The organism is Endozoicomonas euniceicola, assembly GCF_025562755.1.
GTDB lineage: Bacteria > Pseudomonadota > Gammaproteobacteria > Pseudomonadales > Endozoicomonadaceae > Endozoicomonas_A > Endozoicomonas_A euniceicola.
Genome location: NZ_CP103300.1, coordinates 433,494 through 448,058, shown reverse-complemented (window position 1 = coordinate 448,058; position 14,565 = coordinate 433,494). Strand labels below are relative to the sequence as shown.

Genomic DNA, 14,565 nt, shown 5'->3' with positions numbered 1-14,565 from the left:
AGCCGTCTTGTGCATAATTTCGATAACTCCGAGCTGTAGGCAGGAGCTTAAAGGTGCATAATTACTTGACATCTCTGAGTGCTGACTTTTTACGACTTTTTATTATCGTCCTGTTTGCCAGTTCAGCGCTTTTTGCTGCCACCGACGGTGTTATCTGTAAACCAGTCAGTGATTTAACGGCAGGTTTTCCAGGAAAGGCGTTTTTAGCTGATTCGTTTTTAGCCGACAGCGGTCAGGTATGTTTTAAACCTGTTGACGATAGCAGAGCAGTTTTTTCTCCTTTCTCTGACAGTTTGCTTTTCTATTTCCTGTCAACCGTTTTTTCAACTGCCGGAAGCGCCGGTGTTGTTTTTTCGGGCAGACCCGGAAACGTATTAAGCCACAAAAAACCGTTACAGGCGGAATCACCGTCCCGGACATCCTTTTTAAAAACACTGTTAAAAAACAGACTGATTCCTGAAGGTGCTTTTTCCAGAGAGGCAAACGACAGAAAAAGAAACAGGCTTGAGGGAGATCTGGATCAGGCGATTGCTAACTGGCAGCGACTTGTTAAAAGACCGCCTTATCCTGCCGCTGTTGTTTCTATCAGTGATGCCTCTATGCGGATAGTTATTACCCGGGACAACATTCTCCAGAGTGCCAGCCTGGTTGCTTTGTACGAAAAACTGCTCAACATCCAGACGCAAAGCTACCTCGCACTTTTGGATACCGAAGCTCTGAAGGACATTGCAGGTATCGTCACTGGTAGCCTGGTGGCTTCCGGGAGTGGCGGTGATGGTGGCGATGACGATAATGACAGCACTCATTACACCTTCGATGCCGAGCCTGAGCCACTGATCATTGTCTACGGCGACAAGAAGTACCCGGAGCAAGATTCAGCGGAAGAACTGATCAGGAAGAATCTGAAAAATAAACGACAACTGTTAAAAATCCTCCGAAAAAAAATGCAACAGGCCATAGCCCGGGGTCATGGTGACCTGGCCCGGATTCTTGATAACAGGATCATGCTGATTACCGCTGACCTTGAATACCTGACTGATTTGGATACATCCGCAACCGGAATAACGGAAAACGATCAGGGTTCCCCGGGGATTTTGTCATTCCTGAAGGCATCGCTGGCTACTGATGACCGGGAGCTGTGGCAGCGTGATGATGACGCCCTGAAACAGGCGCTGTCTCAACACCACGTAAACACTGACTATCAGAGCATTCTCATTGTTCCCGGTGAGCTGACACATGAAGAAGCCCTGTTCTACGACCGGTGGCGACTTACGGACGCGGGTTTGGTTTACCAGGCATTGAGAATACGGCTGGAACAACAGTTGCAGCTGGAAACAGACGACATTGACGCGTCAACAAAACAAACTGAGTTTCTGGTTTCTGGTCTTGAAACGCTGGCGCGTCAGTTCCGGGCGATGTTTTCAGCTGATCTTTCAAGCCAGTACGATGAGAGGCAGGTACCCCACCAGGAAGGCGGAGGCCAGAATCAGAAAAAACGCAAAGCCAGTTCATCTGTGGCAGAAGGCAGGCAAGAAGACCCAAATTCAAACGTCCCCCGAAACAAAGTTCCCCGGGGCAATAAAAATGAGAGTGGCTGGAAGAAAGGCGATGAGGGGGAAGAGCCACCCGACAACGATAAACATACATACAGCAAGACCATCGACTGCTCACCTTGCCACGGACCTTGCAAAAAGGAGAAGCCAGAAGCTGGTATTTCAGTAGCGGGGGGGCGCTCAACCGCTGCAGAAGGAAATGAGAAGTTACAGGGTGACAAGTGCTCCATCTGCAGGAGTGACTTAGGCGCTATTTCGGTCGTCAAGACGAACTGTAATCACCAATATCATCTGGAGTGCATTGCCGGATGGCTTAGGGAGCAGGCTCCGGCTACGGCTCTTGTATCACGTTCGTGTGCTTATTGTCGGCAAAGAGCTTTGCCGCTGGTGCGAGTGGACGGCAGCAAGCTTTATGAAGACTCTGAATTCTGTGAATCCTTACCTCTGAATGTTGCTCGTAACGGGGATTTGGAAACACTGCAGCGTCTGCTGGAAATAGACAGTAGTATTGTCAATGAACAGTTTCGTTCAGCCATTTTGGGTTCCGGCATCAGTTTGTTGCACGTTGCTGCCCTGAACGGTCATACAGGGTTTTTGCAAACCCTGATCGATGCCGGGGCGGTTGTTGGTGCTGCCCTGAGGGCAGATGGTCTCACCCTTCTGCACATCGCTGCCTACAAAGGTTATACCGAGTGCCTGAAAGTTCTGATCAAGGCCGGGGCGGATGTTAAGGCTACCCTGACGACGGATGGTGTCACTCCCCTGCACTCCGCTGCCCAAGGCGGTCATACCAGGGGCATGGAACTTCTGATCAAGGCCGGGGCGGATGTTAAGGCTGCCCTGACGACGGATGGTGACACTCCTCTGCACTTTGCTGCCCAAGGCGGTCATACCGGGTGCGTGGAGCTTCTGATCAAGGCCGGGGCGGATGTTGATGCTGCCCGGACGACGGATGGTGTCACTTCTCTGCACCTCGCTGCCCAAGACGGACATATCGAGTGCATGGAACTTCTGATCAAGGCTGGGGCGGCTGTTGATGCTGCCCGGACGACGGATGGTATCACTCCTCTGCACATCGCTGCCCAAGTCGGTCATACCGAGTGCGTGGAGCTTCTGATCAAGGCCAAGGCGGCTATTGATGCTGCCCTGACGACAAATGGTGCCACTCCTTCGCACATCGCTGCCCAAGTCGGTCATACCGAGTGCATGAAACTTCTGATCAAGGCCGGGGCGGATGTTAAGGCTGCCCTGACGACGTTTGGTGACACTCCTCTGCACCTCGCTGCCGAGAACGGTCATATCGGGTGCGTTGAACTTCTGATCAAGGCCGGGGCGGTTGTTGATGCTGCCCTGACGACGTTTGGAACCACTCCTCTGTACTTAGCTGCTGAGAACGGTCATATCGGGTGCGTGGAACTTCTGATCAAGGCCGGGGCGGTTGTTGATGCCGCCCGGACGACGGATGGTGCCACTCCTCTTTCCTTCGCTGCCGAGAACGGTCATATCGGGTGCGTTGAACTTCTGATCAAGGCCGGGGCGGATGTTAAGGCTGCCCTGACGACGTTTGGTGACACTCCTCTGCACCTCGCTGCCGAGAACGGTCATATCGGGTGCGTTGAACTTCTGATCAAGGCCGGGGCGGTTGTTGATGCTGCCCTGACGACGGTTGGAACCACTCCTCTGTACTTAGCTGCTGAGAACGGTCATACCGGGTGCGTGGAACTTCTGATCAAGGCCGGGGCGGGTGTTGATGCCGCCCGGACGACGAATGGTGCCACTCCTCTTTCCTTCGCTGCCGAGAACGGTCATATCGGGTGCGTGGAACTTCTGATCAAGGCTGGGGCGGTTGTTGATGCCGCCCGGACGACGGATGGTACCACTCCTCTGTACTTAGCTGCTGAGAATGGTCATACCGGGTGCGTGGAACTTCTGATCAAGGCTGGGGCGGATGTTGATGCTGCCCTGACGACGAATGGTGCCACTCCTCTGCACATCGCTGCCCTGAAAGGTCGTACCGGGTGCGTGGAGCTTCTGATCAAGGCCGGGGCGAATGTTAAGGCTGCCCTGACGACGAATGGTGACACTCCGCTGCGCATCGCTAACCGGAACGGCCAGACCAGGTGCGCGGAACTTCTGACCGCTGCCGAGGAGAATTGTCAACCGTCAGACCAATAACTGGCTAAATACGACTTGCAGTGCTACGTAAATCATCGCTTTGAACGGGATAAAAACGACTATGGCCCGATTTTTATCGACCCGCCTACCTTCTCAAACTCCAGGAAGTTCGAAGGTGGTTTGATGCGCAGCGCGATCACGGTCATCTGACCAGGCTGGCCATGCGTCGTTTGAATAAAGGCGGTACTCTGTACTTTCCCAACAACTTCCATCGTTCATATTGGAAGAGGCTTTTTGTTCCGTACATAGGAAATTCAGACTACACTGCTGATTGCTTTTTTTACGCATTTGAAGTCTTTTCTTTTTTGCTGTCCTTTGCTGTCACTTGTGATTAAAGGCTCCGGGAAAGATAGTTTATAAAAAGCAGATGAGCTTCATTCATTCTCAAATCAAATTTTATTGATTATCAGGTGGCTACGTTTTGGGACGAGAACTAGCTGAGTGTTGTCTTGTGCATAATTTCAATAACTCCGAACTGTAGGCAGGAGCTTAAAGGTGCATAATTACTTGACATCTCTGAGTGCTGACTTTTTACGACTTTTTATTATCTTCCTGTTTGCCAGTTCAGCGCTTTTTGCTGCCACCGACGGTGTTATCTGTAAACCAGTCAGTGATTTAACGGCAGGCTTTCCAGGAAAGGCGTTTTTAGCTGTTTCGTTTTTAGCCGACAGCGGTCAGGTATGTTTTAAACCTGTTGACGATAGCAGGGCAGTTTTTTCTCCTTTCTATGACAGTTTGCTTTTCTATTTCCTGTCAACCGTTTTTTCAACTGCCGGAAGCGCCGGTGTTGTTTTTTCGGGCAGGCCCGGAAACGTATTAAGCCACAAAAACCCGTCACAGGCGGAATCACCGTCCCCGACATCCTTTTTAAAAACACTGTTAAAAAACAGATTGCTTCCTGACGGTGCTTTTTCCAGAGAGGCAAACGACAGAAAAAGAAACAGGCTTGAGGGAGAGCTGGATCAGGCGATTGCTAACTGGCAGCGACTTGTTAAAAGACCGTCTTATCCTGCCGCTGTTGTTTCTGTGAGTGATGCCTCTATGCGGGTAGTTATTACCCGGGACAACATTCTCCGGAGTGTCAGCCTGGTTTCTTTGTACGAAAAACTGCTCAACATCCAGACGCAAAGCTACCTCGCACTTTTGGATACCGAAGCTCTGAAGGACATTGCAGGTATCGTCACTGGTAGTCTGGTGGCTTCCGGGAGTGGCGGTGATGGTGACGATGACGATAATGACAGCACTCATTACACCTTCGATGCCGAGCCTGAGCCACTGATCATTGCCTATGGCGACAAGGAGTACCCGGAGCAGGATTCAGCGGAAGAACTGATCAGGAAGAATCTGGAAAATAAACGAGAACTGTTAAAAATCCTCCGAAAAAAAATGCAACAGGCCATAGTCAGGGGTCATGGTGACCTGGCCCGGATTCTTGATAACAGGATCATGCTGATTGCCGCTGACCTTGAATACCTGACTGATTTGGATACATCCGCAACCGGAATAACGGAAAACGATCAGGGTTCCCCGGGGATTTTGTCATTCCTGAGGGCATCGCTGGCTACTGATGACCGGGAGCTGTGGCAGCGTGATGATGACACCCTGAAACAGGCGCTGTCTCAACACCAGGTAAACACGGACTATCAGAGTATTCTCATTGTTCCCGGTGAGCTGACACATGAAGAAGCCCTGTTCTACGACCGGTGGCGACTTACGGACGCAGGTTTGGTTTACCAGGCATTGAGAAGACGGCTGGAACAACAGTTGCAGCTGGAAACAGACGACATTAACGTGTCAACAAAACAAACTGAGTTTCTGGTTTCTGGTCTTGAAACGCTGGCGCGTCAGTTCCGGGCGATGTTGTCAGCTGATCTTTCAAGCCAGTACGATGAGAGGCAGGTACCCCACCAGGAAGGCGGAGGCCAGAATCAGAAAAAACGCAAAGCCAGTTCATCTGTGGCAGAAGGCAGGCAAGAAGACCCAAATTCAAACGTCCCCCGAAACAAAGTTCCCCGGGGCAATAAAAATGAGAGTGGCTGGAAGAAAGGCGATGAGGGGGAAGAGCCACCCGACAACGATAAACATACATACAGTAAGACCATCGACTGCTCACCTTGCCACGGACCTTGCAAAAAAGAGAAGCCAGAAGCTGGTATTTCAGTAGCGGGGGGGCGCTCAACCGCTGCAGAAGGAAATGAGAAGTTACAGGGCGACAGGTGCTCCATCTGCATGAATGACTTAGGAGATATTTCGGTCGTCAAGACGAACTGTAATCACCAATATCATCTGGAGTGCATTGCCGGATGGCTTAGGGAGCAGGCTCCGGCTACGGCTCTTGCATCACGTTCGTGTGCTTATTGTCGACAAAAAGCCTTGCCGCTAGTGCGAGTGGACGGTGGCAAGCTCGATGAAGACTCTGAATTTTGTGAATCCCTGCCTCTGCAAGCTTGTCGTGCGGGGGATTTGGAAACGCTGCAGAGTCTGCTGAATAAGAACAGTAGTATTGCCAATAAAAAATTTCGTTTAGCTGTTTCGAATTCCTACATCAGTTTGTTGCACGCTGCTGTCCTGAACGGTCATACGAAGTGCTTGCAACCCCTGATTGATGCCGGGGCAGTTGTTGATGCTGCCCTGAGGGCAGATGGTCTCACCCTCCTGCACATCGCTGCCGACAAAGGTTATACCGAGTGCCTGAAAGTTCTGATCAAGGCTTGGGCGGCTGTTGATGCTGCCCGGATGACAGGTGGTGCCACTCCTTTGCACCTCGCTGCCCGTGGCGGTCATATCGAGTGCATGGAACTTCTGATTAAGGCCGGGGCGGCTGTTGATGCTGCCCTGACGACGAATGGTGCCACTCCTCTGCACATCGCTGCCCAATGCGGTCATACCGGGGGCGTGGAGCTTATGATCAAGGCTAGGGCGGCTGTTGATGCTGCCCTGACGACGGATGGTGCCACTCCTCTGCACCTCGCTACCCAAGGCGGTCGCACCGGGTGCGTGGAGCTTCTGATCAAGGCCGGGGCGGTTGTTGATGCTGCCCGTACGACGTTTGGTGACACTCCTTTGCATCTCTCTGCCTACAAAGGTCATAACGGGTGCGTGGAGCTTCTGATTAATGCCAGGGCGGATGTTAAGGCTACCCTGACGACGGATGGTCGCACTCCCTTGCACTTCGCTGCCGAGAACAATCATACCGAGTGTGTGGAACTTCTGATCAAGGCTGGGGCGGATGTTGATGCTGCCCAGACGACGAATGGCGCCACTTCTCTGCACTTTGCTGCCCAAGGCGGTCATACCGAGTGCCTGAAAGTTCTGATCAAGGCTGGGGCGGCTGTTAAGGCTGCCCTGACGACGAATGGTGACACACCTCTGCACCTCGCTGCCAAAGGCGGACATATCGAGTGCCTGAAAGTTCTGATCAAGGCTGGGGCGGCTGTTAAGGCTGCCCTGACGACGGATGGTGCCACTCCTCTGCACTTCGCTGCCAAGAACAATGATACCGAGTGTGTGGAACTTCTGATCAAGGCTGGGGCGTCTGTTGATGCTGCCCTGACGACGAATGGTGCCACTCCTCTGCACATCGCTGCCCAAGGCGGTCATACCGAGTGCCTGAAAGTTCTGATCAAGGCTGGGGCGGCTGTTGATGCTGCCCTGACGACGGATGGTGGCACTCCTCTGCACATCGCTGCCCAAGGCGGTCATACCGAGTGCGTGGAACTTCTGATCAAGGCCGGGGCGGCTGTTGATGCTGCCCGGACGGCGGATGGTGCCACTCCTTTGCACCTCGCTGCCCTGAAAGGTCGTACCGGGTGCGTGGAACTTCTGATCAAGGCCAGGGCGAATGTTAAGGCTGCCCTGACGACGAATGGTGACACTCCGCTGCGCACCGCTAACCGGAACGGCCAGACCGGTTGCGCGAAACTTCTGACCGCTGCCGAGGAGAATAGCCAACCGTCAGACCAATAACTGGCTAAATACGGTAGGCAGGAGCTTAATGGTGCATAATTACCTGACATCTCTGAGTGCTGACTTTTTACGACTTTTTATTATCTTCCTGTTTGCCAGTTCAGCGCTTTTTGCTGCCACCGACGGTGTTATCTGTAAACCAGTCAGTGATTTAACGGCAGGTTTTTCAGGAAAGGCGTTTTTAGCTGATTTGTTTTTAGCCGACAGAGGTCAGGTATGTTTTAAGCCTGTTGACGATAGCAGGGCAGTTTTTTCTCCTTTCTCTGACAGTTTGCTTTTCTATTTCCTGTCAACCGTTTTTTCAACTGCCGGAAGCGCCGGTGTTGTTTTTTCGGGCAGGCCCGGAAACGTATTAAGCCACAAAAAACCGTCACAGGCGGAATCACCGTCCCGGACATCCTTTTTAAAAACACTGTTAAAAAACAGATTGCTTCCTGACGGTGCTTTTTCCAGAGAGGCAAACGACAGAAAAAGAAACAGGCTTGAGGGAGAGCTGGATCAGGCGATTGCTAACTGGCAGCGACTTGTTAAAAGACCGCCTTATCCTGCCGCTGTTGTTTCTATCAGTGATGCCTCTATGCGGGTAGTTATTACCCGGGACAACATTCTCCGGAGTGTCAGTCTGGTTTCTTTGTACGAAAAACTGCTCAACATCCAGACGCAAAGCTACCTCGCACTTTTGGATACCGAAGCTCTGAAGGACATTGCAGGTATCGTCACTGGTAGTCTGGTGGCTTCCGGGAGTGGCGGTGATGGTGACGATGACGATAATGACAGCACTCATTACACCTTCGATGCCGAGCCTGAGCCACTGATCATTATCTATGGCGACAAGGAGTACCCGGAGCAGGATTCAGCGGAAGAACTGATCAGGAAGAATCTGGAAAATAAAAGACAACTGTTAAAAATCCTCCGAAAAAAAATGCAACAGGCCATAGCCCGGGGTCATGGTGACCTGGCCCGGATTCTTGATAACAGGATCATGCTGATTGCCGCTGACCTTGAATACCTGACTGATTTGGATACATCCGCAACCGGAATAACGGAAAACGATCAGGGTTCCCCGGGGATTTTGTCATTCCTGAAGGCATCGCTGGCTACTGATGACCGGGAGCTGTTGCAGCGTGATGATGACGCCCTGAAACAGTCGCTGTCTCAACACCAGATAAACACTGACTATCAGAGCATTCTCATTGTTCCCGGTGAGCTGACACATGAAGAAGCCCTGTTCTACGACCGGTGGCGACTTACGGACGCGGGTTTGGTTTACCAGGCATTGAGAAGACGGCTGGAACAGGAGTTGCAGCTGGAAACAGACGACATTAGCGTGTCAACAAAACAAACTGAGTTTCTGGTTTCTGGTCTTGAAACGCTGGCGCGTCAGTTCCGGGCTATGTTTTCGGCTGATCTTTCAAGCCATTACGATAGGAGGCAGGTACCCCATCAGGAAGGCGGAGACCTGAATCAGAAAAAACGCAAGGCCAGTTCATCTGAGGCAGCAGGCAGTCAAGAAGGCTCAAATTCAAACGCCCGCAAAAACAAAGCGTCTCGGGATAATAAGAGTGAGAGCGGCTGGAAAAAAGGCGATGAAGGGGAAGAGCCACCTGACAAAGATAAACATACATACAGCAAGACCATCGACTGCTCACCTTGCCACGGACCTTGCAAAAAGGAAAAGCCAGAAGCTGGTATTTCAGTAGCGGGGGGGCGCTCAACCGCTGCAGAAGGAAATGAGAAGTTACAGGGCGACAGGTGCTCCATCTGCATGAATGACTTAGGAGATATTTCGGTCGTCAAGACGAACTGTAATCACCAATATCATCTGGAGTGCATTGCCGGATGGCTTAGGGAGCAGGGTCCGGCTAAGGCTCTTGCATCACGGTGTGCTTATTGTCGGCAAAAAGCTTTGCCGCTCGTGCGAGTGGGCGGCGGCAAGCTCGATGAAGACTCTGAATTTTGTGAATCCCTGCCTCTGCAAGCTTGTCGTGCCGGGGATTTGGAAACGCTGCAGAGTCTGCTGAATAAGAACAGTAGTATTGCCAATAAACAGTTTCGTTCAGCTGTTTCGGGTTCCGGCATCAGTTTGTTGCACGCTGCTCTCCTGAATGGTCATAAGCAGTGCGTGGAACTTCTGATCAACGCCGAGGCGGTTGTTGATGCTGTCCTGACGACGGATGGTGCCACTCCTCTGCACCTCGCTGCCCACAAAGGTCATACCGAGTGCCTGAAAGTTCTGATCAAGGCTGGGGCGGCTGTTGATGCTGGCCGGGCAATGGATGGTGTCACTCCTCTGTATTTCGCTGCCGAGAATGGTCGTACTGAGTGCGTGGAACTTCTGATCAAGGCTCGGGCGGATGTTGATGCTGCCCGGACGACGGATGGTGTCACTCCTCTGCACATCGCTGCCCAAGACGGTCATACCAGGTGCGTGGAACTTCTGATCAAGGCTGGGGCGGATGTTGATGCTGCCCGGACGACGGATGGTGTCACTCCTCTGCACATCGCTGCCCAAGACGGTCATACCAGGTGCGTGGAACTTCTGATCAAGGCTGGGGCGGATGTTGATGCTGCCCGGACGACGGATGGTGTCACTCCTCTGCACATCGCTGCCCAAGGCGGTCATACCGAATGCATGGAACTTCTGATCAAGGCCGGGGCGGATGTTGATGCTGCCCGGACGGGGGATGGTGCCACTCCTCTGCACCTCGCTGCCCTGAAAGGTCGTACCGGGTGCGTGGAGCTTCTGATCAAGGCTGGGGCGAATGTTAAGGCTGCCCTGACGACGAATGGTGACACTCCGCTGCGCACCGCTAACTGGAGCGGCCAGACCGGGTGCGCGGAACTTCTGACCGCTGCCGAGGAGAATTGTCAACCGTCAGACCAATAACTGGCTAAATACGACTTGCAGTGCTAAGTAAATCATCGCTTTGAACGGGATAAAAACGACTATGGCCCGATTTTTATCGACCCGCCCACCTTCTTAAACTCCAGGAAGTTCGAAGGTGTGTTTGATGTGCAGCGCGATCATGGTCATCTGATCAGGCTGGCCATGCGTCGTTTGAATGAAGGCGGTACTCTGTACTTCTCCAACAACTTCCGTCGTTCATATTGGAGAAGACTTACATAGGAAATTCAAACTACACTGCTTATTGCTTTTTTTACGCATTTGAGGTCTTTTCTTTTTTGCTGCCCTTTGCTGTCACTTGTGATTAAAGGCTCCGGGAAAGATAGTTTATAAAAAGCAGATGAGCTTCATTCATTCTCAGATCAAATTTTATCGATTATCAGGTGGCTACGTTTTTGGACGAGAACTAGCTGAGTGCCGTCTTGTGCATAATTACTTGACATCTCTGAGTGCTGACTTTTTACGACTTGTTATTATCTTCCTGTTTGCCAGTTCAGCGCTTTTTGCTGCCACAGACGGTGTTATCTGTAAACCCGTCGGTGATTTAACGGCAGGTTTTCCGGGAAGGGCGTTTTTAGCTGATTCGTTTTTAGCCGACAGCGGTCAGGTATGTTTTAAACCTGTTGACGATAGCAGGGCAGTTTTTTCTCCTTTCTCTGACAGTTTGCTTTTCTATTTCCTGTCAACCGTTTTTTCAACTGCCGGAAGCGCCGGTGTTGTTTTTTCGGGCAGACCCGGGAACGTATTAAGCCACAACAACCCGTTACAGGCGGAATCACCGTCCCGGACATCCTTTTTAAAAACACCGTTAAAAAAAAGACTGATTCCTGACGGTGCTTTTTCCAGAGAGGCAAACGACAGAAAAAGAAACAGGCTTGAGGGAGAGCTGGATCAGGCGATTGTTAACTGGCAGCGACTTGTTAAAAGACCGCCTTATCCTGCCGCTGTTGTTTCTGTGAGTGATGCCTCTATGCGGGTAGTTATTACCCGGGACAACATTCTCCGGAGTGCCAGCCTGGTTGCTTTGTACGAAAAACTGCTCAACATCCAGACGCAAAGCTATCTCGCACTTTTGGATACCGAAGCTCTGAAGGACATTGCAGGTATCGTCACTGGTAGTCTGGTGGCTTCCGGGAGTGGCGGTGACGATGACGATAATGACAGTACTCATTACACCTTCGATGCCGAGCCTGAGCCACTGATCATTGTCTACGGCGACAAGGAGTACCCGGAGCAGGATTCAGCGGAAGAACTGATCAGGAAGAATCTGGAAAATAAACGACAACTGTTAAAAATCCTCCGAAAAAAAATGCAACAGGCCATAGCCCGGGGTCATGGTGACCTGGCCCGGATTCTTGATAACAGGATCATGCTGATTGCCGCTGACCTTGAATACCTGACTGATTTCGATACATCCGCAACCGGAATAACGGAAAACGATCAGGGCTCCCCGGGGATTTTGTCATTCCTGAAGTCATCGCTGGCTACTGATGACCGGGAGCTGTGGCAGCGTGATGATGACGCCCTGAAACAGGCGCTGTCTCAACACCACGTAAACACGGACTATCAGAGTATTCTCATTGTTCCCGGTGAGCTGACACATGAAGAAGCCCTGTTCTACGACCGGTGGCGACTTACGGACGCGGGTTTGGTTTACCAGGCATTGAGAAGACGGCTGGAACAACAGTTGCAGCTGGAAACAGACGACATTAACGTGTCAACAAAACAAACTGAGTTTCTGGTTTCTGGTCTTGAAACACTGGTGCGTCAGTTCCGGGCTATGTTGTCAGCTGATCTTTCAAGCCAGTACGATGAGAGGCAGGTACCCCACCAGGAAGGCGGAGGCCAGAATCAGAAAAAACGCAAGGCCAGTTCATCTGAGGCAGCAGGCAGTCAAGAAGGCTCAAATTCAAACGTCCCCCGAAACAAAGTTCCCCGGGGCAATAAAAATGAGAGTGGCTGGAAGAAAGGCGATGAGGGGGAAGAGCCACCCGACAACGATAAACATACATACAGTAAGACCATCGACTGCTCACCTTGCCACGGACCTTGCAAAAAAGAGAAGCCAGAAGCTGGTATTTCAGTAGCGGGGGGGCGCTCAACCGCTGCAGAAGGAAATGAGAAGTTACAGGGTGACAAGTGCTCCATCTGCAGGAGTGACTTAGGCACTATTTCGGTCGTCAAGACGAACTGTAATCACCAATATCATCTGGAGTGCATTGCCGGATGGCTTAGGGAGCAGGCTCCGGCTACGGCTCTTGTATCACGTTCGTGTGCTTATTGTCGGCAAAGAGCTTTGCCGCTGGTGCGAGTGGACGGCAGCAAGCTTTATGAAGACTCTGAATTCTGTGAATCCTTGCCTCTGAATGTTGCTCGTAACGGGGATTTGGAAATACTGCAGCGTCTGCTGGAAATAGACAGTAGTATTGTCAATGAACAGTTTCGTTCAGCCGTTTCGGGTTCCGGCATCAGTTTGTTGCACGTTGCTGCCCTGAACGGTCATGCAGGGTTTTTGCAAACCCTGATCGATGCCGGGGCAGTTGTTGGTGCTGCCCTGAGGGCAGATGGTCTCACCCTTCTGCACATCGCTGCCTACAAAGGTTATACCGAGTGCCTGAAAGTTCTGATCAAGGCCGGGGCGGATATTAAGGCTACCCTGACGACGGATGGTGTCACTCCCCTGCACTCCGCTGCCCAAGGCGGTCATACCAGGGGCATGGAACTTCTGATCAAGGCCGGGGCGGATGTTAAGGCTGCCCTGACGACGGATGGTGACACTCCTCTGCACTTTGCTGCCCAAGGCGGTCATACCGGGTGCGTGGAGCTTCTGATCAAGGCCGGGGCGGATGTTGATGCTGCCCGGACGACGGATGGTGTCACTTCTCTGCACCTCGCTGCCCAAGGCGGACATATCGAGTGCATGGAACTTCTGATCAAGGCTGGGGCGGCTGTTGATGCTGCCCGGACGACGGATGGTGTCACTCCTCTGCACATCGCTGCCCAAGTCGGTCATACCGAGTGCGTGGAGCTTCTGATCAAGGCCAAGGCGGCTATTGATGCTGCCCTGACGACAAGTGGTGCCACTCTTCTGCACATCGCTGCCCTGAAAGGTCGTACCGAGTGCATGGAACTTCTGATCAAGGCTGGGGCGGATGTTGATGCTGCCCTGACGACGAATGGTGCCACCCCTCTTTCCTACGCTGCCGAGAACGGTCATACCGGGTGCGTGGAACTTCTGATCAAGGCCGGGGCGGGTGTTGATGCTGCCCGGACGACGAATGGTGTCACTCCTCTGCACATCGCTGCCCAAGGCGGTCATACCGAGTGCATGAAACTTCTGATCAAGGCCGGGGCGGATGTTGATGCTGCCCTGACGACGAATGGTGTCGCTCCTCTGCACATCGCTGCCCTGAAAGGTCGTACCGGGTGCGTGGAGCTTCTGATCAAGGCCGGGGCGAATGTTAAGGCTGCCCTGACGACGAATGGTGACACTCCGCTGCGCATCGCTAACCGGAACGGCCAGACCGGGTGCGCGGAACTTCTGACCGCTGCCGAGGAGAATTGTCAACCGTCAGACCAATAACTGGCTAAATACGACTTGCAGTGCTACGTAAATCATCGCTTTGAACGGGATAAAAACGACTATGGCCGATTTTTATCGACCCGCCCACCTTCTCAAACTCCAGGAAGTTCGAAAGTGTGTTTGATGTGCAGCGCAATCATGGTCATCTGATCAGGCTGACCATGCGTCGTTTGAATAAAGGCGGTACTCTGTACTTCCCCAACAACTTCCATCGTTCATATTGGAAGAGGCTTTTTGTTCCGTACATAGGAAATTCAGACTACACTGCTGATTGCTTTTTTTACGCATTTGAGGTCTTTTCTTTTTTGCTGCCCTTTGCTGTCACTTGTGATTAAAGGCTCCGGGAAAGATAGTTTATAAAAAGCAGATGAGCTTCATTCATT

The 14,565-nt window shown here is 52.0% G+C and carries 4 protein-coding genes; all 4 read left to right on the top strand.

Annotation, left to right across the window (positions count from 1 at the left end):
* Positions 1 to 53 precede the first annotated feature (53 nt).
* The 4 genes from NX720_RS01750 to NX720_RS01735 all read left to right on the top strand — a co-directional run bounded on the left by NX720_RS01750 (position 54) and on the right by NX720_RS01735 (position 14,182).
* On the top strand, positions 54 to 3,728 hold the full coding sequence (locus tag NX720_RS01750) for an ankyrin repeat domain-containing protein (protein ID WP_262598988.1): 3,675 nt from the start codon (positions 54 to 56) through the stop codon (positions 3,726 to 3,728).
* A 495-nt stretch (positions 3,729 to 4,223) separates the two neighbouring features.
* On the top strand, positions 4,224 to 7,694 hold the full coding sequence (locus NX720_RS01745; RefSeq protein ID WP_262598987.1) for an ankyrin repeat domain-containing protein: 3,471 nt from the start codon (positions 4,224 to 4,226) through the stop codon (positions 7,692 to 7,694).
* A gap of 28 nt (positions 7,695 to 7,722) precedes the next feature.
* Complete coding sequence (locus NX720_RS01740; RefSeq protein WP_262598986.1) at positions 7,723 to 10,581, top strand: ankyrin repeat domain-containing protein; 2,859 nt, start codon at positions 7,723 to 7,725, stop codon at positions 10,579 to 10,581.
* A 442-nt stretch (positions 10,582 to 11,023) separates the two neighbouring features.
* Positions 11,024 to 14,182, top strand: coding sequence for an ankyrin repeat domain-containing protein (locus NX720_RS01735; RefSeq protein WP_262598985.1), 3,159 nt, complete (start codon positions 11,024 to 11,026; stop codon positions 14,180 to 14,182).
* Positions 14,183 to 14,565 lie beyond the last annotated feature (383 nt).

Excerpts from the sequence above, each read along its gene's own strand:
- NX720_RS01740 (WP_262598986.1), top strand. The coding sequence starts at position 7,723 with ATGGTGCATAATTACCTGACATCTCTGAGTGCTGACTTTTTACGACTT.